A 21,155-nucleotide genomic window follows, 5' to 3' on the forward strand; every position below is an offset into this window, starting at 1 on the left:
CATGTGAGTGGAACTTCGTAGCCCGCTACGAAGTTCCACTCACAGGGCTCAGCCGTTCCACCACGGCCGCAGGGGAACGTTCGCCTGACCCTTCGGCCCGAGTTTGACCGCCAGAACCTGGTGCAGCTGGACCACATTGCGCTCGAATCCCAACCGGGAGCCGGCCATGTACAGGCCCCAGACGCGGGCTGTTCCCTCACCGGCTTCGGCGACGCACGCATCCCAGTTCTCGACGAGGTTCCGGCACCATCCGGCGAGAGTGAGCGCGTAGTGCTCGCGCAGGTTCTCCTCGTGCCGCACCTCGAGCCCGACGTCCTGGATCTCGGTGATGATGCGGCCTGAGCCGGTGAGCTCGCCGTCGGGGAAGACGTAGCGGTCGATGAAACTGCCTGCCTTGGCATGCGCGCGATTGTCCGGCCGGGTGATCGAGTGATTGAGCAGTCGGCCTCCGTCCCGCAGCTTGGACTGGATGAACGCGAAGTACGACGGGTAGTTGTGCACGCCGATGTGCTCGGTCAGTCCGATGGACGAGACGGCATCGAAATTCGTTTCGGGCACGTCGCGATAGTCGGAGAAGCGCACCTCGGCGAGGTCGGAGAGACCCTCGTCGGCGATGGCCTTCTGTGCCCACGACGCCTGCTCCTGAGAGAGCGTCACGCCGATGACCTTGACGCCCCTGCGCGCGGCGTAGCGCACCATCGAGCCCCAACCGCAGCCGATGTCGAGCAGACGATCACCCGGCTTCAGTCCGAGCTTGTCGAACACCAGACGGTACTTGTTCTCCTGCGCTGCTTCCAACGATTGATCCGCGCTCTCGAACGCCGCACAGGTGTAGGTCATCGAGGGGCCGAGCACCATCTCGTAGAAGGCATTGGACACGTCGTAGTGGTGGTGGATCGCCTCTGCATCGCGAGTCTTGGAGTGGCGCAGACCTTCCGCGATGCGACGCCACCGCGGAATCGCCTCCTGGGGCGGGGGAGCGATGGGCCGCAACACATCCCAGCCGAGCGAACGGGCGATCGACGTCAGTGTCATCGCCGAGGGGCGACGGAAGTGCAGTTCGTCTCCCATCAGTGCCAGCAACTCGTAGGGATCGCCCGGATGAACGCCCGTTGCTTCCAGATCACCCGAGACGTACGCGCGCGCCATGCCGAGATCGCCGGGAGCGGTTGCGAGATACGTGGTTCCGCGAGGGCTCTTGAGGTTGAGGCCGATTCTCGCGTCCTCGGGTCCTGCGGTGCTGCCGTCGTATGCGGTGAAACGCAGTGGGATGTTGCCGTCGGAGATCAGTTCCAGAATCTCGGAGATCTTGAGCTTCTGGGCACCGCTCACCGTGCGATTGCCGGAGTCCTTGAACGTCGTCATCTGCGTTGCACCGCCTTCGAGTACAAATCCAACAATCGGGATTCGGGATCGTATTTCTTCTTGAGCTGTGTGTATCTCTCGCCGCCGTACAGCACGGCGAATTCATCCTGGGTGTAGTAAGCATCCGAGTACAGCGATTTATGCCCGTCGAACTCGGTCACCTTCTTCTCGATGGCGCGGTTCGCGGCACCCTCGGGTTCGCCTGCAACGATCGGGACCGACGACCAGAAGCCGATGTTGACGTAGGTGCGTTTCGGTTCGAGTGGATACAGCGGCCACGGCCGGGCCGGATTCGCACCTGGCGCGGCAGGCTCGCGAAGACGCAACGGGCACAACCACAATGGCTCGATCGGGATGTTGTCGAGGAACCACGCCACGAAGCCGGCGGTGTGTTCGATCGGAACTTCTACGTCCTGCACGACGCGTTCGCGTGGCGGATTTCCCTTGCGCTTCTCGAGTCGATCGGCAATGTCGTACTTGCGATCGAAGCCGATGAGCTTCCAGTAGAAACTACTGCGCCGGTACTTGCGTGGCCAGAAGCGTCGAATTCTCGGGTTCTGTGTTCCGAAGGCTCGGGAGCACCAGAACCAATCGGTGTCCCAGCGCCACAGGTAGTCGTGAACGGTGAGGCGGTCGGTCTTCGGTGTGTCCGACGCGTGCTGGATCGAGCGATAGAAGATGTCGGCACCGGTGTAGTCGCTGACCGGTCCCGGTTCGTCGGTCTGAACGCCGAGGGTGAGGTAGCTTTCGTCGGCGCTGAACACCACACCGTCGAGGTACTGAACCTCGATGCCGTCGTACTCGCGCTGTTCGACGATGGTGTCCATCGTGGACTGGAGGGTGTCGAGATCGTGAAATCTCAGGTGGCGCAACGCGACATACGGCAGCACGGGTTCGAGCTGAATCCGCAGTCGAGTGGAGTAGCCCAGGGTGCCGTACGAGTTGGGAAAGCCCCAGTAGAGATCCGAGTGTTCGCCCTCCGGTGTTGCGGTGACGATCTCGCCGCTGCCGGTGAGTACGTCGATCTCGAGCACCGATTCGTGGGGAAGTCCACTACGAAACGACGTCGACTCGATACCGAGTCCGGTGACGGCTCCACCGAGGGTGATCGTCTTGAGCTGCGGGACGACGAGGGGCGCGAGACCGTAGGGAAGCGTCGCGTCGACCAGGTCCTCGTACGTGCACATGCCGGCGACATCGGCTGTACGCGAGTCGGGATCGACGGAGATGACCTTGCTCAGGCCCGACACGTCGAGCCCCGGCGTGGTGGTGGTCGTCCTGGCCCGGAACAGGTTGGACGTCTTCTTCGCCAGACGCACCGTCGCATCGGTCGGAATCGCGCGGTAGCTGCGAAGCAGCTGCTCGACACCCGACCGGTGCGCTGCGTAACCGCTCTCCCTCGGTTCTGGCCGTCGTCCGAGGAGAGCATTCACTGAAGCCACATTCAGACGCTATATCTCGTACCGCACGGTATCCACCGGCATCGGCGTCCGACCGGTGAAACTTCACGCAACTGTTGCCGAATCCGGGTGAGGAATCGGAGTAAATCGGACAAATGGTTGCGTCATGCATGTGGTTTGCGCGTCCAGAATTGTTCTGTGAAGCGCATCACACATGAGTCGGCGCGATGTCGAACGTGGTCGCGGAGAGAGGCAGGATGGATAGACATCCCGTCCGCTAGAGAAGGAGTACGTCTTCGTGGCTCAGGTCAGTGCATCCAGTTCCGCCACCATCGCTGCCACACCGGATCGGGTGCTCGCCGCGCTCGCCGACTACGAGACGGTGCGCCCACGCATCCTGCCCGAGCAGTACCGCGACTACGAGGTGGTCCAGGGTGGGCAAGGAGACGGAACCGTGGCCACGTGGACCTTGCAGGCCACCGAGAAGCGAGTGCGCAACGTCGCCGCGACAGTCACCGTCGCCGGGTCGACCATCACCGAACGCGACGCCAATTCCTCCATGGTCACCACCTGGTCGGTCGCCCCGGAAGGCGCAGGCACCACGGTCACCACGACGACCGAATGGAAGGGTGCAGGCGGAATCGGCGGATTCTTCGAGAAGACCTTCGCACCTCTCGGACTGAAGAAGATCCAGGCCGCGACGCTGGAGAACCTGCGTCGCGAGTTGATCTAGACCCGCTCGAAGTCGGGAGCCTGGATGAGCGCCAGAGTCCCGACCACGACGGTGCGCATCGACCACAGGAACATCCCGTCGGGCCCACGGTCGACCGTGTCGTAGGCCCCGGGCAGGGTGTCGAGGTCGGTGCGCGCCGCGATCGCGTCGTCGTACTCACGATCGCGGCGGACATCGTTGTAGACCATCTCCGCCAAGGCCAGAGCGTGCTCGACGACGGTGATGACGGCCCAGGTCGCTTGCTTCGGAGTGAGGTCGTAGCGCAGTCGGTAGCGCGTTTGGACGGCGTCGGCCATACGAAGAGCATCGATCGAGCTGGGAGTCAGGCCGATCAGATACTCCGCGATCCCGGGGTTGGAGTGAACCAACTCGCGCATCGCGGACGCGAGTGTCAGCAACGCGTCGTGCATCGATTCGTCGTCGGCGGGGAGTGGCGGGGACCAGCGGCGCAGAATCTCCTCCGCCACGAGGGCCTTGAGGGCGCAGAGATCGTCGATGTTGTTGTAGATCGCGACGATCGAGACGCCCAGGCTCTCGGCCACGGACTTCACCGTCACCTTGGGCAGAGTCAGCGCAATGCCCGCCTCGGCCATGGTCTCGGGCGTCACCCGACGCTTGCGAGGGGACTGGCGTCCTTCGGGGGCCGCCGACTGATCCATTCCACGAGACTACGGGCGCTCAGTACTGACGGATGTTCAGGCGCGGGGCTCTAGAATCGCATCGTGTCCTTCTCGTCCGCACTACCCGCGACTGACGGTGATCGGACGCTGGTCGAACTGGCCAGGCAGACAATCGATTCATCGACGGATGCGGGACCTGATGAGGACGGCATCCACACGATGGGTGCGGCGGTGAGAGTGGCGGACGGCCGAACCTTCGCCGGGGTGAATCTCTATCACTTCACCGGTGGCCCGTGCGCAGAGACCGTCGCGCTTGCAGCGGCTCGGGCCGCCGGTGCGACCGAGCCGACTCACATCGTGGCGGTCGGTAACCACGGGCGCGGAGTGAAGAGCCCGTGCGGCAAGGATCGTCAGATCTTTGCCGACCTCTATCCCCTGATGCGCGTGATCATCGATTCGCCCGACGGCCTCGTCAGCGTTCTCGCCGGCGAACTCCTCCCCGCCGGATACGACCATCGCGCGGAGCAACGCTGATTCTCGTTACCGAGGGCGAACCGTCGTGCGGCATCGCCCGAAGGCACTGCGCTGAGTGTCCACTATTCGTCACCGCAGGCGCGATCCCGTGTCTGCCGCGAAATTGTAGACACTAAGGTCGGTATGTCGATTCGACGCGCAGTGAATCACAGCGATCCACGGTGCGGCTACGCTTGAGTTCGCTTCGACCCACGCGAGAGGACGGCACAGTGCAACCCGGTGAACAGCCCGACATGGCATCGATCCTGCAGCAGGCCCAGCAGATGCAGCAGCAGTTGATGGCGGCGCAGGCCGAGATCGCGGAAACCGAAGTGACCGGCCAGGCGGGCGGCGGACTCGTCGTTGCCACCGTCAAGGGAACCGGTGAGGTGGTCGGCCTGACCATCGATCCGAAGGTCGTCGATCCCGACGACGTCGAGACTCTGCAGGATCTGGTGATCGGTGCGATCGCCGATGCGTCGAAGGCAGCTCAGAACGTAGCGAGCGAGAAGCTCGGCCCTCTCGCCGGTGGTCTCGGCGGCGGCTCACTCGGACTACCCGGCTTCTAGGCGAGAAGAGTGTACGAAGGTCCGGTTCAGGATCTGATCGACGAACTCGGCAAGTTCCCCGGGGTCGGTCCGAAAAGCGCTCAGCGCATAGCCTTTCACCTCCTCGGCGTCGAACCTCCCGAGGTGGACCGGTTGATGCGCGCGCTGCAGCGCATTCGTGACGGTGTGCAGTTCTGCGTCGTGTGCGGCACGGTCTCGGACAAGGAACTGTGCCGAATCTGCTCGGACTCGCGGCGTGACCGATCCATGATCTGCGTCGTCGAAGAGCCCAAAGATGTTCAGGCCGTAGAACGTACGCGAGAATTCAAAGGCCGCTACCACGTGCTCGGTGGGGCGCTCGATCCACTGAACGGAGTGGGACCGGATCAGCTCCGCATCCGAGAGTTGTTGACTCGCGTGGGAACTCAGGACGACGGTGTCGACGTCACCGAGGTCATCATCGCCACCGACCCCAACACCGAGGGCGAAGCAACGGCCACGTACCTGGTGCGCATGATGCGTGATTTCCCCGGCCTGGCGATTACGCGCCTCGCGTCGGGCCTGCCGATGGGCGGAGACCTCGAATTTGCCGACGAACTGACGCTGGGCCGCGCGCTGACCGGACGTCGACGTATGTAGAGCGGCTTCGCCGCACGTGCACGAAACTTCGTAGCAGGGGTCGAATTTCTGCTCACGACCCGGAGTTATGCACAGCCTGTGGATGGATCCTGACGCGGTCATCGCAAACCGGCGATCCTGAGGTCTATGAAGGCGAGACCAGCGGGTACCTGGCAACGAATATTGGACGAGCAGCACGGAATCATCACCACGAAGCAGATGTACGAGAACGGCGTCAACAAGGACTCGATCGATCACTGTGTGGAAACAGGTCAGTGGCTGAGGGTGTTTCGTGGAGTCATCTCGGTGACCAACGGGCCGCTGACTCGTGAGATGCAGCTGTCGGCAGCGTTGCTGTACGCGGGCCGCGGCACACTGCTCAGCCACGCCAGTGCGGCCGAGGAATGGGGGTGGATTCAGCCTGGACCAGGCCCCATTCACGTCACTGTTCCCTACGGATGCTCGGCGACCAGCAGGCCACCGACGATGCGGCACGCGAAGCAGAACTTCACCTCGGAAAGCAATGAAAAAATCCATCCCGGGGTCGTCGTCCATCGTTCCCGTGCCATGGGACACATCGGTGTCGAGACGAATCCGGCGCGGACGAGCATCGCCGACACCGTGCTCGACCTGGCCGTCGCAGAGTCATCGTCGAGGATGGCGACGATCGCGTTGGTCTCGGCCATGTCCTCGGGTGGTGTGAACGTCGCAGCTATGACGCGCAAGATCGAAGCTCGGCGACCGATGCGTTACTCGAAGCCGATTCTGCACACCCTGGCGCTGATGCGCGACGGCGTCCATTCTGCACTCGAGCACCGCTACGTTCTCGACGTAGAGCAGGCGCACGGTCTTCCGGCCGGACAGCGACAAGCTCCGGTATTCGCCGACGGCCGAAAGCTTTCGAGGACATTCGCTACGAGATCTGCGATCTCATTGTCAGGCTGGACGGCCAGGCCTTCCACTCGGTCAAGCAGCGTCGATTTCGCGATCGCCGACGTGACAATGCAGCGGAGCTGCGGAATCTACCCCGCCTGGTATACGGGTGGCACGAAGTGACCCAGGACCCGTGCGGTGTGTACCGGGAGGTTCGTGAGGTGCTGGTCAGAGAGGGGTGGAACGACGCATCATTTCCGTGTGAACGGTGCGCCTTGTGAGTGCAAATTCGTAGTGGGCTACGAATTTTCGTTCACGTGCGGCGGAGCCGCTCCTCGCGCAATCGAGCCACCTCGGGCAGCTCGAGTGGAGCGAGAGTCGTACCCAATGCGCGCTCCAGCAAGTAGTCCGCCAACTCTGGGTTTCGGGCCAGTACCGGTCCGTGCATGTAGGTGCCGATCACGGACCCTTGCACGACGCCTTCGCGTCCGTCGCCGACACCGTTGCCCACGCCGTGGGTGACCTTGGCCAAGGGGGATGCATCCAGGCCGAGAGTCGTTCCGCCGCGATGGTTCTCGAAGCCGGTGAGCTTCTGAGTGAGGCCGTCGAGTGCAGGTTCGGTGACGACCTCACCGATGGACCGAGTTGCCTGCGGTGCTGTGGTCACGTCGAACAGGGAGATACCGTCCACGCGTTCACCGGCGGAGGTTTCGTACCAGTGACCGAGGACTTGGATCGCGGCACAGATGGCGAGCACCGGCACCCCGCGGGCAGCGGCGTTCTGCAGTCCCGGGTAACGAGTGAGGTGACGGGTCGCGAGGCGTTGGGCCGAATCCTCGGCTCCGCCAAGGGTGTACACGTCGAGTGAATCGGGAACCGGGTCGTTCAACGTGATCTGTACGACCTCGGCGTCGATGTCTCGCATCCGTAGTCGCTGTCGCAGAATGAGTGCGTTGCCGTTGTCGCCGTAGGTGCCCATCACGTCGGGCAGGACGAGGCCGATGCGAACGGTGGACTCAGACATCTTTCACCTCACGTGCCAGCGCTCGCCCGAGATCGCGGAACGCGGTGTAGTTGGCCAGCACTTCGACGCGTCCCGGCGGGCAGGACGCGATGGCCCGCAACGGATCTGCGATGGTGGTGTGCTGCGAACCGGCGTACAGCAGACGCACCCCGAGGTCGGTCGCGCGCTCACCGGCGGCCACGACGGCGACGTTCTCGAAGTGCTCGAAGCGGACGTCCCACAGCCACGACAGGTCTTCGCCGTCGGGTACCTGACCGTTGACGGCGATGACGAGACCGTCGCAGGTGGGATCGATCATCGACAGTGCTTCCTGCCAGCCGGCGGGGTTCTTCGCGAGAAGCATTCGGACGGAATGCGATCCGTACTGGACGGTGGAGTAGCGCCCGGCCACCTCGTCGACGCTCGACGCGGCCGCGACGGCATCTTCCGCGCTCGCGCCCAGGGTCACTGCGGCGGCGACGGCTTGGGCTGCGTTGCCGCGGTTGGCTTTTCCGGGCAAAGACAGCGTCATCGGTAGGACGAGTCCATCGGGTCCGTAGAGATTCTCGTCGTCGAGCCACCAATCCGGCGTCGGACGCTTGAAGTCACTACCGGTGCTGTACCAATGCTCGCCGTCCCACACGATGGGTTCGCCGGTGCTTGGGCAGCTGACCGAGTCGCCTGCCCATCCACCACCGGCCGCGACCCAGACGACGTTCGGTGCGTCGAACGCGGCGGAGGTGACGAGGACGTCGTCGCAGTTGGCGATGACGACGGTCTCGGGGTGCCGGGACAGGCCCGCGCGCAGTTTGCGTTCGATCATGTTGATCTCGCCCACGCGGTCGAGCTGATCGCGACTGAGGTTGAGCAACACGATGGCCGCGGGATCGACGGCGTCGGACACATGGGGGACATGCAGTTCGTCGACCTCGAGAGCGGCCAGCTCGGCATCGAAATTGGCGTGCAGTGCGGCGACGATGCCGGCGTCCATGTTCGCGCCGTCGGCTTGGGTGGCGACGTCACCGAGGGTGGCCAGCGCCGCAGCCGTCATTCGGGTGGTGGTGGACTTGCCGTTGGTTCCGGTGACGATGACGGTGCGTCGACCTCGGCCCAGTCCGCCGAGGATGTCCGGGTCGATCTTGAGTGCGATCAATCCGCCGATCATCGATCCCTTGCCCCGGCCTGCCTTGCGGGACGCCCAGGTCGCCAGCTCCGCCGCACGCAGTGCCACGCGGCCACGCGCGCTGATACGTCTGCGCTCACCCACTTCAACCATCCGCCGAGTCTGGCACAGAAGAGCGTGCAGTTTCACGTCGGCGGTGGCTGCCCCGGGTCGTTCCGCGGGCTCCACTCCTGCCCCTCACACCGGTACTTTCTCCAGCACCTCGACAGGCCGCCGGACGGCCATACCCCAGAGACATCCCCCGATGACGACAACGCCACCGATCAGCGCGAGCACCGATGGGTTCTCGCCCAGGAAGATCCAGGCACCGGCGATGCCGACGACGGGAACGAGCAGCGAGAACGGCGCGACCAGTCCGGCAGGGTTGCGGCTCATCAGAATGCTCCACAGGCCGCTGCCGACGATCGTGGCAGGGATCACGATGTAGGCCAACGCAACCAGGCCGGGCCAACCCTGCGGGCCGAACGAAGCCGCCAACGCCTGCCAGCCGGTGCTCGGACCCTCGACCATCGCCGACAGCGCCAGCATCGGCACCGGCGGCACGACGGTCATCCACAGCATCAGCGTCATCGGCGATTCGGACTTCGCGAGCCGATTCCCCAGGTTGCCGAACGCCCAACCGAGTCCGGCGAGCAGGGTGAGGATCACCGGGAGCAAGGTGGCGTTCTGAGCGCGATCCCACCCGATCAGCACCATGCCGAGCACGGCGATTCCGATACCGATCGCTTGCCTGCGGGTGACGTGTTCGCGGAGCAGGATTGCGCCGAGAACGACCGTGAACGGCGCGGACGACTGCAGCACGAGCGACGCCAATCCGGTGGGCATACCGGCCGCCATCGCCGCGAACAGGAAGGCGAACTGGAGAAACCCGAACCCGAACCCGTAGAGCAGCAACCACTTCAGAGGCACCTTGGGGCGGGGAACGAACAGTACAACGGGGACGGCGATGACCAGGAACCGCAGCGCTGCGAAGAAGAACGGCGGGAAGTGATCGAGTCCGACGCGAATGGCGAGAAAGTTCAGTCCCCACAGCACGACGACGGTCAGTCCGAGGAGGCGGTCGCGGGTGCTCATGCCGTCCATCGTGACGGCGGCAAATGATCAGCACAATCGAATATATCCGCAGTAATAGTTAAGATTCACTACATGAACGTGGAGCGGCTCCGGATCCTCCGAGAACTGGCAGACCGGGGGACCGTCGCTGCCGTCGCCCAGGCGCTGTCCATGACGCCGTCGGCGGTGTCCCAGCAGCTCAAGCTGTTGGTCAAGGAGGCGGGGGTGACACTCCTCGAACCCGACGGGCGTCGACTTCGGCTCACCGACGCCGGGCGCGCGTTGGTGCTCAGGACAGATGATGTGTTCGCCGCCCTCGCCCGCGCCGCGGCCGAGATGGATCGATACCGGGCGTCCCCGCGGGGACGCGTCCGAGTTGCGCTGTTCCCGTCCGGTGCCGCGCTGCTGCTGCCCGGGTTGCTGACGCGGTTGGCGAACTCGGACGTCGACATCGACGCCCGAGACGAGGACCTGCCCGCGTCCTCGGTGCCGGAACTGTTGGCGGATTACGACGTGGTGCTCACGCACCGCGACGACCGAGCGCCGACGACCGCGGGCCCGCGCATCGAGGTCACGACCCTGATGCGTGAGCCCATCGATCTGGTGTTGCCACCCGGTCATGTTCTGGCACAACATGAATCGATAGACCTTCGGGATCTGGTCGACGAACGATGGATCAGTGTTCGCGGCGGATTCCCGGTCGACGACGTACTGCTCTCGGTGGCCGCCGCCACCGGCGTCGAACCGCGAGTGATGCAGCGAGTGAACGACTTCCGCGTCACCGAGACGTTGGTGGCGGCCGGGCACGGCGTCGCGTTGATGCCGCGCTATGCCGTCGTCCATCCGGGTCTGGTACGCCGAGAACTGTCCGGTGTGCGGGCGGGTCGCATCTACGAGCTCGCGACGCGACCCGATGCCCATCGGCTGCCGGCGATCGCGGCTGTGCTCGACGCGTTCAGGGCCGAAGCGACGTTCAGGACAGGGCTTTGGCCTTCAGCGTCCTGAACTCGTCTTGGTCGATGGTTCCGTTGTCCAGCAACACCTTTGCGTGGGCAATCTCTTCCGACGCCGACCTCCCGGCCACTTCCTTGATGTACTCCTCCTGCTGGTCCTTGGCGTGCTGCAGGGCAGCAACTTGCCGCTTGGCCATGTTGCCGCCGTTGACGATGAGATAGACCAGCGCGGTCAGGAACGGCGCAACGATCAGAAAGAATACCCACAGGGCCTTGACGACCCCGGATGTCTTGTGGTCACGGAAAAGGTCTCCGATGATCGAGAACATGACCATCAGATACGCGACGAACGCGAATCCGACGATGAGAAGCCAAAGAAAATCCCAGAAAGAGTCCATGGCGAAACTTCCATTCCCTCAAGGTGCCCCGACCGCAGAGTTATTGTCCCACGCGCAGTGTCGCCTCGATGCCGATAAACAGCGAAAAGCCGCCCATTCGCAAGGAATGGGCGGCTTTTCGTCGAGCAGGGGATTTATTTCAGCGCGCGGTTCACGGCCGAGACCACGGCGCGCAGTGACGCGGTGGTGATCGACGTCGCGATGCCGACGCCCCATACGGTGGTGGCCACACCGGACGGTGAGGTGACCGAGGCCTCGACGTAGGCCGCGGCCTGAGCGTCGTCGCCGGCGGACATGGCGTGCTCGGAGTAGTCGAGGACGCTGACGTCGTAGCCGATGGTCGACAGCGCATCGACGAACGAGGCGAGTGGACCGTTGCCGGATCCGGAGATCTCCTGCTCGACGCCGTCGACCTTGACCGTTGCGGTGATCGTGTCGGTTCCGCCGTCGACCTCGGCAGCCTGTACCGACTGCTTGATGCGCTCGAGCGGACGGATCGGCGTCAGGTACTCCTCGGCGAAGACGTCCCACATCTCCTTGGGTGAGACCTCGCCGCCCTCACCGTCGGTGATGCGTTGGACGGCCTGGGAGAACTCGATCTGCAGTCGACGCGGCAGGTTCAGTCCGTGATCGGACTTCATGATGTACGCGACGCCGCCCTTGCCGGACTGCGAATTGACACGGATGACGGCCTCGTAGGTGCGACCGACGTCCTTGGGGTCGACGGGCAGGTACGGAACCTGCCAGGTGACGTCACCGATGTCCGAACCCAGTTCGTCCGCAGTGACCTTCATCGCGTCCAGGCCCTTGTTGATGGCGTCCTGGTGGCTGCCGGAGAACGCGGTGTAGACCAGGTCGCCGCCGTAGGGGTGGCGCTCGGCGACGGGAAGTTGGTTGCAGTACTCCACCGTTCGACGGACCTCGTCGATGTTGGAGAAGTCGATCTGCGGATCGACGCCGCGGGTGAACAGGTTCAGGCCCAGCGTCACCAGGCAGACGTTGCCGGTGCGCTCACCGTTGCCGAACAGGCAACCCTCGATGCGATCAGCACCGGCCTGGTAGCCGAGTTCGGCTGCGGCAACACCGGTTCCGCGGTCGTTGTGCGGGTGCAGCGACAGCACGATGCTGTCACGACGGTCGAGGTTGCGGCTCATCCACTCGATCGAGTCGGCGTAGACATTGGGTGTCGCCATCTCGACGGTGGCAGGCAGATTCAGGATCAGTGGCTTGTCGGGGGTGGGATCGATGATCGCGGTGACCGCGTCGCACACCTCTTTGGCGTAGGCGAGTTCGGTGCCGGTGTAGGACTCGGGGGAGTACTCGTAGCGCCAGTCGGTATCGGGGAACTTGGCTGCTTCTTCGAGCACCTTGCGGGCACCGTCGGTGGCGATCTTCTTGATGACGTCACGCTCGGCACGGAACACCACGCGGCGCTGCAGGATCGACGTCGAATTGTAGAAGTGAACGATGACGCTGCGAGCGCCCTCGCATGCGACGAACGTGCGCTCGATCAGCTCGGGACGGCACTGCGTGAGTACCTGGATGGTGACGTCGTCGGGGATCGCGCCGTCCTCGATGATCTCGCGGACGAAATCGAAGTCGGTCTGACTGGCAGACGGGAAGCCGACCTCGATCTGCTTGTAGCCCATGCGCACCAGCAGGTCGAACATGCGGCGCTTGCGGGCCGGGCTCATCGGATCGATCAGCGCCTGGTTGCCGTCGCGCAGATCGACTGCGCACCACTGCGGCGTCCGGTCGATGATCTTGTCCGGCCACGTGCGGTCGGGGAGGGTGATGGGCTCCACTTCCTCGGCGAACGGCCGATAACGGAAGGTGGGCATCGAGGAGTTCTTCTGGGTGTTCCAGGCGGGCTGGTCGCTGGGAGCGGGCCGCGAGGGCGGGGTGATGGTGCGAGATCCCGAGGTGAATGCGTCGGCTGGTGACATGGTCTTCGTCTCTCCGTACAGATCAGAGCAATGTGTTCGACCGGCGCAACGAACCCCGCGACGGGAAGCCAGTCTGGTCTCAGACCCCGTCGCGGCTGTTAAGAAGGAGAGCTCGCAGCATGGGCTGAGTGTACTACCGCCTGCCGACGGCCTACCCCAGGGTTGACGAGTGGAATTCTGTGACCGCCGCGTCGAGTCGACGTTGCCAATGTTCGATGTCATCCGTTCGTCCGACGTCGGTCATCGTCCAACAGTGCGCGAGGAGTTCGTATCCGAGCCGATCGACCTCGGCATGTTGCGACCACACCCGATGCGTCCAGGTTCGATCGTTGTGCGCGGCCTCGGCCCCGGCCAGAGCGGACCCGACGAGCTCGAACTGGACGTCGCGCCGCATGGCGAGAGCTGCCGGCGCGGCCACGTCCTCGGTCCGCAACACCGTCAGCAGATGCGTGCCGAGCGTCAGAACTCGGCCGTCGGACCACAACAATGTGCGACGGAATGCCCCGGGGAGCAGCAGCCACAGCGCCGCGAATGCGAAGGCCACGCCCACCGTCGTCTCCACGATCCGGTCGACGACGATCTCCTCCAGCACAGCCCCGGGATGCGTCAGTGTGCCCATCAGCAGAGCGAGCGGGGTGATGAACGTGACGGCCAACCCGTAGTTCCGCGCCACCGACACCTCGATCGCGAACTGCAGCACCATCAACACCACGATGACGGCCAAGCCGGTCAGCGGGGAGAGATAGATGGCCGAGAACAGGGCGACGCCGGCAAGGGTTCCGCCGAGCCGCTGCAGTCCCCGGTAGGTGCCGTGCACCCGATCGGGACCCTGCTGCAGCACCAGGACGGCACCGAGGATCGCCCAGTCCGGTCGGCTCAGGCCCAATGCGACGCTGACCCCGCCCGCGGCCGCTGCCGCGCAGAACACGCGCACGGCCGTGGACGCCGCATGAGAATCCCGATGCAGCGAGCGCCGCAATCGATACTCGAGGCCGGGCCGAGCCAGCGGCAGCTGATCGGATACGAAGTCGACCGCCCGATCCGGATCCGCCCGCACTGCCGTTGTCGCAGCGAAGGACCGGTGAGCGTCGAACAATCTCTGAACCAGCGCCGGCCTCGACGACAACCGTGCGGCACCCGCGTCGTACACGGCAGCCCAGGCCACATGCAGACGCGCCGCCGCCGCATGACGATCGGCGGCAGACGCCGTCGGCGAACTCGTGTATCTCTCGATCGCGCCCACCGCGGCTCCGACGGCCTCGCGCTCGGGTCCTCGTGGATCCCACAGCACTCCGGACATCGACACCACCAGCGCCGACGCGACACCGACAGCCGCACACACCGCTCCGTGAGCGGCGCTGACGCCGGCTCCGGGAATGTACGACGACACCGCGCACACCAGGACGAAGAAGAACGCCCCCGGCGGTCCCAGTCGCAGCGCGGCGATGACGTAGACCGCGACGGGAGCGAGGAGCGAGAGCAGGGTCACCGGGATCATCCGCGCCCATCCGGTGCTTCCGAGATCGAGCTCCATCTGCCCGGCCGTCGCGCCGAGCCACACCGATGCCACCAGGGCGCCGCCCGCGGTCAGGACGACCCACCATCGTGAACGGTAGGGACGGCCCTCGCCGTAGATGACGGCGAAACTGCCCGAGACCACCAGTAAGGCCTCGGTATGGAACCCGAGAACCCACGCCGCGATCGCGGGGACGCCGAACGCCAGAGCCGAGCGCAGTCCACCCGGCCAGCGACGCCCGACGGCGGGGAGCCCGAAGAGCACCCGCAGACCTCGAGGGGGTGGCGGCGGGCGATGCTCGGGAAGGGTCACCCGACAATGTTAGGACAGGCGTATCCGCAGGCGAGCCCCCCTAAAGTCCCAGCTCGGAGCTACCCGGGCCACCGCTCGGGGTGCCGGATCGGTAGGGTAACCCCGGAACAATCGCCCGATTGTCGGCTATCCAGCGGAGGTAAACACGCGTGGCTCTCATCGTCCAGAAGTACGGTGGATCGTCGGTGGGGACCGCCGAACGCATCCGACGCGTCGCTGAACGGATCGTCGAGACCAAGAAGGCAGGCAACGACGTCGTCGTGGTCGTGTCGGCCATGGGCGACACCACCGACGAACTGCTCGACCTGGCCCAGCAGGTGTGCCCGGCCCCGCCGGCCCGCGAGATGGACATGCTGCTCACCTCGGGTGAACGCATCTCCAACGCGTTGGTCGCGATGGCCATCCACTCACTCGGTGCCGAGGCCCGGTCGTTCACCGGCTCCCAGGCAGGCGTCGTCACCACCAGCGTGCACGGCAACGCCAAGATCATCGACGTCACCCCGGGACGCGTGCGCAGCGCCCTCGACGAGGGTTCGATCGTGCTCGTCGCCGGATTCCAGGGCGTCAGCCAGGACAGCAAGGACGTCACCACGCTCGGTCGCGGAGGTTCGGACACCACCGCCGTTGCGCTCGCCGCAGCCCTGAACGCCGACGTCTGCGAGATCTACACCGACGTCGACGGCATCTTCACCGCAGACCCGAGGATCGTGCCCAACGCCCGGCACCTCGACACCGTCTCGTTCGAGGAGATGCTGGAGATGGCTGCCTGCGGCGCGAAGGTGCTCATGCTGCGCTGCGTCGAATACGCCCGTCGCTACAACGTTCCCGTTCACGTGCGCTCGTCGTACACCACGAAACCCGGAACGATCGTCTCCGGATCTATGGAGGACATTCCAGTGGAAGAAGCAATTCTCACCGGCGTCGCACACGATCGCAGCGAGGCGAAGGTCACCGTCGTCGGCTTGCCCGACACTCCCGGTTACGCCGCCAAGGTCTTTCGCGCCGTGGCGGACTCGGAGATCAACATCGACATGGTGTTGCAGAACGTGTCCAAGATCGACACCGGCAAGACCGACATCACCTTCACCTGCCCCAAGGCCGACGGCCCGACGGCAGTGGAGAAGCTCACCAAGCTGCAGGCCGAGATCGGCTTCGCGCAGGTGCTCTACGACGATCACATCGGCAAGGTCTCCCTCGTCGGTGCCGGCATGAAGAGCCACCCCGGCGTCACCGCGACGTTCTGTGAGGCCCTCGCCGACGCCGGCATCAACATCGACCTGATCAGCACCTCGGAGATCCGTATCTCGGTGCTGTGCAGCGACACTCAGCTCGACGAAGCAGTACGCGCGCTGCACGCCGCCTTCGATCTCGGTGGCGACGAAGAAGCGGTCGTACACGCAGGAACAGGACGATAGAAGATGACCACAGTTGCAGTCGTAGGAGCCACCGGCCAGGTCGGTGCCGTCATGCGAACCCTGTTGGAGGAGCGCAACTTCCCCGCCGACACCGTTCGATTCTTCGCCTCCGCTCGCTCGGCCGGCAAGAAGCTGCCGTTCCGGGGCGAGGAGATCATCGTCGAGGACGCGTCCACCGCCGACCTCACTGGAATCGACATCGCGCTGTTCTCGGCCGGTGCCACGCTCTCTCGCGAGCAGGCCCCGCGATTCGCCGCAGCAGGTGCCACCGTCATCGACAACTCGTCGGCATTCCGCAAGGACTCCGATGTTCCGTTGGTGGTCAGCGAGGTCAACCCCGAGGCAGCGAAGAACCCGCCCCGCGGCATCATCGCCAACCCGAACTGCACCACCATGGCCGCCATGCCGGTGCTCAAGGTGCTGCACGACGAAGCCGGCCTGCAGCGGCTGATCGTCTCGAGCTACCAGGCCGTCTCCGGTAGCGGACTCGCCGGTGTCGAGGAACTCGTCACCCAGGCCCGCGCCGTCATCGGCGACGCCGAGAAGCTGGTGCACGACGGTTCGTCGGTCGATTTCCCGGCCCCGAACAAGTACGTCGCGCCCATCGCCTTCAACGTTCTGCCGCTGGCCGGTGCGCTGGTCGACGACGGATCCGGCGAAACCGACGAGGACCAGAAACTGCGCAACGAATCGCGCAAGATCCTCGGCCTGCCCGACCTGCTCGTCAGCGGCACCTGCGTCCGGGTACCCGTGTTCACCGGACACTCGCTGTCGATCAACGCCGAGTTCGCCAACCCGCTCTCGGCGGAGCGTGCCCGCGAGCTGTTGGCATCGGCACCGGGCGTGTCGTTGGTCGACGTGCCGACGCCGCTTCAGGCCGCAGGCAAGGACGACTCTCTGGTGGGTCGTATCCGCCAGGATCCGGGCGTGCCCGACGGCCGCGGACTTGCACTGTTCGTCTCGGGCGACAACCTGCGCAAGGGTGCCGCTCTGAACACCATCCAGATCGCCGAACTGCTGGTCTGACCTCGTGCGCGTCGTGCACAGCCGGAGCTACGCACGACGCGCACGACGGGGTGGTCAGTTCAGGCGACGGCCCTCGGCAGAGGCGTCGAAGATGTGGGCGTGGGCCTCGTCGATGCGGACGTGAACGCGATCGCCCTTCTCGGGCGGGCTGCGCCAATCGGCCCGAGCCACAATGGTTTCGGTCCTACCGTTGATGTCTGCGCGGCCGAACACGAACGCCTCGGAGCCGAGCTCCTCCACCACGTCGATCTCGAGAGCAATTCCGCTGTCGGCAATCTCGATGTGCTCGGGCCGAATACCGAACATCACCTCCGTGGCCGACCCGAGAGTCTGCCGCGGAACCGGAACCACCTGATCGGCCAGGCGGACACCGCCGTCGGTAACCGGAGCGCGGAACAGGTTCATCGACGGCGAGCCCATGAACCCGGCGACGAACGCATTGACCGGGGTTCGGTACAGCTCGCGCGGGGTGGCGCACTGTTGCAGCACACCACCTTTGAGCACCGCGACCCGATCGCCCATCGTCATGGCCTCGACCTGATCGTGGGTGACGTACACCGTCGTCGTCCCGAGCCGGCGTTGCAGCTGAGCGATCTGCGTGCGCGTCTGCACCCGAAGTTTGGCGTCGAGGTTGGACAGCGGCTCGTCCATCAGGAACACCTGGGGTTGGCGAACGATGGCGCGCCCCATGGCAACTCGCTGACGTTGGCCGCCTGAGAGTGCCTTGGGCTTGCGATCGAGGTACGGCTCCAGGTCGAGCAGCTTCGCAGCCTCCTCGACACGAGTACGAATGTCCTCCTTGTTCGCCTTCGCCAGCTTGAGGGCGAACCCCATGTTCTCGGCGACGGTCATGTGCGGGTACAGCGCGTAGTTCTGGAACACCATCGCGATGTCGCGATCCTTGGGTTCGGAGTTGGTGACGTCCTTGCCGCCGATGAGGATGCGGCCGGAGTTGACCTCTTCGAGCCCCGCGAGCATCCGGAGCGACGTCGACTTGCCACAGCCGGACGGACCGACCAGAACGAGGAACTCACCGTCCTCGATGTGCAGGTCGAGCTCGTTCACCGCGGGGGCGTCGGAGCCGGGAAACAGCCTGGTCGTACGCTCGAACGTGATAGTTGCCATGACGAAATAGATCCCTCCACCGGCAGGAACGTGCCGGACGATCCGAGTGTGGGGTGACGGCGGGAGCCGACGGGCACATAGTATGGCCCCAATCACAACGAGGAGAGAGGTGGCCGGGTGAGCGGCTCTGTGTCCAGACGAACCGCCCTGCGAGGGCTGGCCGTGGCCGCAGTGGCCGCCGGTGCTGCCGCCCTCCCGGTGGCGTCGACGACGCGCCGCGCGCTGGCCGACGACTTCCTCCGGGGCCAGAGCCCCCTGCTGTTCCATTCACCGCCGCTGACGCCGTTCCGGGACGAACTACCGCGGTTGCCGCTGATCGGCGGCACGGAGATCTCGCTCGACGCGCACAGCTCCACCCACGCCTTCCACGCCGATCTACGGCCCGCGCCCACCTTCGGATACGGCGAGTGCGACTACCTCGGCCCCACCATCGAGTCGCAGACCGGCCAGCCCTGGACGCTGAAGTACTCCAACACCACCGCAGGGAACCCGCTCGCCGCGGACATCGACACCTCGCTGCACGGGATGAGCGAGATGGACCGCACGATGACGCCGACGTCGCTGCACCTGCACGGCAGCATCACCGAGCCGGCGAGCGACGGGCACTCCGAGATGCTGGTGCGCCCGGGCGAGTCGATGACGCACAACTTCCCGGGACTCAACGACGCCGCGGGACTGTGGTACCACGACCACGCCATGTCGATGACGCGCATCAACGTCTATGCAGGCCTGCTCGGCATGAACCTCGTCCGTGATCGGTGGGACACCGGCACATCCGACAATGCGCTCGGGCTGCCCTCGGGTGAGTTCGAGTTGCCGCTGGTGCTGCAGGAAAAGATCATGAATCCCGACGGCAGCATGAGCATCCGCTCCAATATCACCGTGCCGCAAGGCAAATGGGAAGGCGGCGGCACCGGAGACGTCGGCGTCGTCAACGGCAAGATCTGGCCGACGATGGAAGTCGCCCGGGGTATGTACCGTCTACGAGTCGTCAACGCCGGGTCGTACAGCGTGTGGAACCTGTTCTTCACCAACAGGCTTCGCTTCTGGGTCATCGGAAACGACGGTGGATTGCTCGACGCCCCGGTGGAAGCCACCAGCATTCGGCTCGCGCCTGCCGAGCGCGCCGACATCCTCGTCGACTTCGGTGCCGTCGAACCGGGCGCACTGATCGAGCTGCTCAACGACGAGCCGCCACCGGCGCAGGCCGCGTCCCTCGGAGCGGTGCCGATGCCACTGTTCTGCCAGTTCCGCGTCGCGTCCGCAGCCGGGTTCCGCGGCGGGATGCCGTCGTTGCTGCGCGGCGGGAAGGGACAGCCGGATGTGTTGCCGCCGTTGCCGACCCCCACGTTCACGCGAACGGTCACGGTCAACCAGCCGTCCGGTGGGCTGAACCTGGACATGACGCTGATGAACCTGAACAACCTGCGGTACTCGGACCCGGACATCGAGATGCCCGAGCAGGGGACCGTGGAGATGTGGAACATCGTCAACACGACGGTCGAGCCGCACCCGATTCACCTGCACCTGGCGCACTTTCGGACATTGGGACGCATCCCCATCGACCTGGCCGCGTACCAACGCGACTTCCCCCGGCCGACATTCGGTACGAGATGGGCTCCGCCGGTGGAGAGGTTCCTCACCGGTCCATCGGTGCCGCCGGCGGCGTGGGAAGCCGGGTGGAAGGACACCGTCAACACCTACCCTGGCACCGTCACGCAGATCCTGGTCCGATTCCCGACGGCCGACGAACTCGGCTTCGACCCCGACGCCACCTTCGCGGGACCGGCTGCGCACCACGGCGGTCACGACATGAGCGGTCATGACATGGGTGGATCGAGCGAGCTGCAGGGCTACATGTGGCACTGCCACATGCTCGATCACGAGGACCACGAAATGATGCTGCGGTACCGCACCGTCGCTCCGTGACGTAGTTTTTCCGAACCTGTCCGGGGCCGGGAGTTGGTTGCGTTCACCGTCCGGTCGGCTCACACTGACCCTGCCGCACGCTCTCGACAATGGAACGGACCTCGGCCATGACCAGCGGAACCAAATCCGAGCCCTGGGCACTCACCACCGCCCCCGGTACTTCCGAATACACCATGTACCGCGATCCCGACCACGAGCCACCCGCCCTCGTATGTCAGGTGGGGTCGACGACCCTGCGATACCGCATCGAGGCGGTCGAGGATCTGCACGCGTGGCTCGTCGCCCGCGCCGACTGGGTGTTGCTCGGTGCCGCGGACGAGAAGAAGACGGCTGCTCCTGACACGGTCGAAGCGTGGGGGCGCGCGCCCGACAACCCGGTCGGCGGTTGGTACGGGCTCAGGAATGGATACCGCGGCAGGTTCGGGATGTACCTGCCGCCGCTCCTCGAAGAACTCGGCCTGGCCGAGCTCACCCACAACGCGCGGAACAACAGCATGCGCGCGTTGTAGCGCAGACACCGAGAAACCTGTCGGTGGGTGGGTATAGCTTTCGTGGGGTGAAGACATGGGGGGATGTGTTCGAGCTCAAGGACCAGGAATTGGTCTCCAAGCTCGCCGACGTGTCGT

General features: G+C 65.0%; 20 protein-coding genes. 10 read left to right on the forward strand and 10 right to left on the reverse strand.

Annotation, left to right across the window (positions count from 1 at the left end; all coding sequences use genetic code 11):
• Nucleotides 1-48: 48 nt before the first annotated feature.
• Nucleotides 49-1,365, reverse strand: a complete 1,317-nt coding sequence (locus CH306_RS11135) for a class I SAM-dependent methyltransferase (RefSeq protein WP_045198332.1) — start codon at nucleotides 1,363-1,365, stop codon at nucleotides 49-51.
• Nucleotides 1,362-2,807: an FAD-binding oxidoreductase gene (locus tag CH306_RS11140; protein ID WP_052049479.1), complete on the reverse strand. Its 1,446-nt coding sequence runs from the start codon at nucleotides 2,805-2,807 to the stop codon at nucleotides 1,362-1,364. The genes CH306_RS11135 and CH306_RS11140 overlap by 4 nt, the downstream gene beginning before the upstream one ends.
• Nucleotides 2,808-3,063: 256 nt before the next feature.
• Between CH306_RS11140 and CH306_RS11145 the strand changes: the two genes are divergently transcribed.
• The gene (locus CH306_RS11145) at nucleotides 3,064-3,498 is read left to right on the forward strand and encodes an SRPBCC family protein (protein WP_032395571.1); all 435 of its coding nucleotides are present in this window, start codon (nucleotides 3,064-3,066) and stop codon (nucleotides 3,496-3,498) included.
• Here the strand turns inward: CH306_RS11145 and CH306_RS11150 are convergent.
• Entirely contained in the window at nucleotides 3,495-4,157 is a 663-nt protein-coding gene (locus CH306_RS11150; RefSeq protein ID WP_256981135.1) for a hypothetical protein, read from the reverse strand. The genes CH306_RS11145 and CH306_RS11150 overlap by 4 nt on opposite strands.
• 63 nt (nucleotides 4,158-4,220) lie before the next feature.
• Between CH306_RS11150 and CH306_RS11155 the strand changes: the two genes are divergently transcribed.
• From CH306_RS11155 to CH306_RS11170, 4 genes are all read left to right on the forward strand, one after another.
• Nucleotides 4,221-4,652, forward strand: a complete 432-nt coding sequence (locus tag CH306_RS11155) for a hypothetical protein (RefSeq protein WP_218828365.1) — start codon at nucleotides 4,221-4,223, stop codon at nucleotides 4,650-4,652.
• A 209-nt stretch (nucleotides 4,653-4,861) separates the two neighbouring features.
• On the forward strand, nucleotides 4,862-5,200 hold the full coding sequence (locus CH306_RS11160; protein WP_032395293.1) for a YbaB/EbfC family nucleoid-associated protein: 339 nt from the start codon (nucleotides 4,862-4,864) through the stop codon (nucleotides 5,198-5,200).
• A 9-nt stretch (nucleotides 5,201-5,209) separates the two neighbouring features.
• Nucleotides 5,210-5,818, forward strand: coding sequence for a recombination mediator RecR (gene recR / locus CH306_RS11165; RefSeq protein WP_045198346.1), 609 nt, complete (start codon nucleotides 5,210-5,212; stop codon nucleotides 5,816-5,818).
• Nucleotides 5,819-5,944: 126 nt separating this feature from the next.
• A complete protein-coding gene (locus CH306_RS11170) occupies nucleotides 5,945-6,853 on the forward strand; it encodes a hypothetical protein (RefSeq protein ID WP_306436739.1) in 909 nt (302 codons plus the stop codon).
• Between the two features lie 130 nt (nucleotides 6,854-6,983).
• Here the strand turns inward: CH306_RS11170 and CH306_RS11175 are convergent, their stop codons facing one another.
• From CH306_RS11175 to CH306_RS11185, 3 genes are all read right to left on the reverse strand, one after another.
• Complete coding sequence (locus CH306_RS11175) at nucleotides 6,984-7,694, reverse strand: type 1 glutamine amidotransferase (RefSeq protein WP_094632147.1); 711 nt, start codon at nucleotides 7,692-7,694, stop codon at nucleotides 6,984-6,986.
• Nucleotides 7,687-8,949 (reverse strand): Mur ligase family protein, encoded by a 1,263-nt coding sequence (locus CH306_RS11180; protein ID WP_094646647.1) that lies wholly within the window; start codon nucleotides 8,947-8,949, stop codon nucleotides 7,687-7,689. Before CH306_RS11180 ends, CH306_RS11175 begins: the two co-directional genes overlap by 8 nt.
• Before the next feature lie 84 nt (nucleotides 8,950-9,033).
• A complete protein-coding gene (locus tag CH306_RS11185) occupies nucleotides 9,034-9,930 on the reverse strand; it encodes an EamA family transporter (RefSeq protein ID WP_045200837.1) in 897 nt (298 codons plus the stop codon).
• Between the two features lie 72 nt (nucleotides 9,931-10,002).
• Between CH306_RS11185 and CH306_RS11190 the strand changes: the two genes are divergently transcribed.
• The gene (locus tag CH306_RS11190; protein WP_094646635.1) at nucleotides 10,003-10,914 is read left to right on the forward strand and encodes a LysR family transcriptional regulator; all 912 of its coding nucleotides are present in this window, start codon (nucleotides 10,003-10,005) and stop codon (nucleotides 10,912-10,914) included.
• Here the strand turns inward: CH306_RS11190 and CH306_RS11195 are convergent.
• The 3 genes from CH306_RS11195 to CH306_RS11205 form a co-directional block, all read right to left on the reverse strand.
• Nucleotides 10,883-11,260, reverse strand: a complete 378-nt coding sequence (locus tag CH306_RS11195; protein WP_094646636.1) for an SHOCT domain-containing protein — start codon at nucleotides 11,258-11,260, stop codon at nucleotides 10,883-10,885. The two genes, CH306_RS11190 and CH306_RS11195, sit on opposite strands and share 32 nt — an antisense overlap.
• 134 nt (nucleotides 11,261-11,394) lie before the next feature.
• A complete protein-coding gene (leuA, locus tag CH306_RS11200; protein WP_032395288.1) occupies nucleotides 11,395-13,206 on the reverse strand; it encodes a 2-isopropylmalate synthase in 1,812 nt (603 codons plus the stop codon).
• A 151-nt stretch (nucleotides 13,207-13,357) separates the two neighbouring features.
• Nucleotides 13,358-15,034, reverse strand: coding sequence for an FUSC family protein (locus tag CH306_RS11205; RefSeq protein ID WP_143545442.1), 1,677 nt, complete (start codon nucleotides 15,032-15,034; stop codon nucleotides 13,358-13,360).
• Nucleotides 15,035-15,183: 149 nt separating this feature from the next.
• On the opposite strand from CH306_RS11205, the gene CH306_RS11210 reads away from it, so the two are divergent.
• Together CH306_RS11210 and CH306_RS11215 are read left to right on the forward strand one after the other, a co-directional pair.
• Nucleotides 15,184-16,449: an aspartate kinase gene (locus tag CH306_RS11210; protein WP_032395287.1), complete on the forward strand. Its 1,266-nt coding sequence runs from the start codon at nucleotides 15,184-15,186 to the stop codon at nucleotides 16,447-16,449.
• Nucleotides 16,450-16,452: 3 nt separating this feature from the next.
• Nucleotides 16,453-17,475, forward strand: a complete 1,023-nt coding sequence (locus tag CH306_RS11215) for an aspartate-semialdehyde dehydrogenase (protein ID WP_094646638.1) — start codon at nucleotides 16,453-16,455, stop codon at nucleotides 17,473-17,475.
• 54 nt (nucleotides 17,476-17,529) lie between these two features.
• Here the strand turns inward: CH306_RS11215 and CH306_RS11220 are convergent, their stop codons facing one another.
• Nucleotides 17,530-18,600 carry an ABC transporter ATP-binding protein gene (locus CH306_RS11220; RefSeq protein ID WP_032395285.1) on the reverse strand — a complete coding sequence of 357 codons (1,071 nt, stop codon included), beginning with the start codon at nucleotides 18,598-18,600 and terminating at the stop codon, nucleotides 17,530-17,532.
• 117 nt (nucleotides 18,601-18,717) lie between these two features.
• Between CH306_RS11220 and CH306_RS11225 the strand changes: the two genes are divergently transcribed.
• Nucleotides 18,718-20,529, forward strand: coding sequence for a multicopper oxidase family protein (locus CH306_RS11225; RefSeq protein WP_094646639.1), 1,812 nt, complete (start codon nucleotides 18,718-18,720; stop codon nucleotides 20,527-20,529).
• 107 nt (nucleotides 20,530-20,636) lie between these two features.
• Entirely contained in the window at nucleotides 20,637-21,038 is a 402-nt protein-coding gene (locus CH306_RS11230; protein ID WP_094646648.1) for a DUF6855 family protein, read from the forward strand.
• Nucleotides 21,039-21,155: the final 117 nt, after the last annotated feature.

The organism is Rhodococcus sp. 15-725-2-2b, from assembly GCF_002259075.1.
Lineage (GTDB): Bacteria > Actinomycetota > Actinomycetes > Mycobacteriales > Mycobacteriaceae > Rhodococcoides.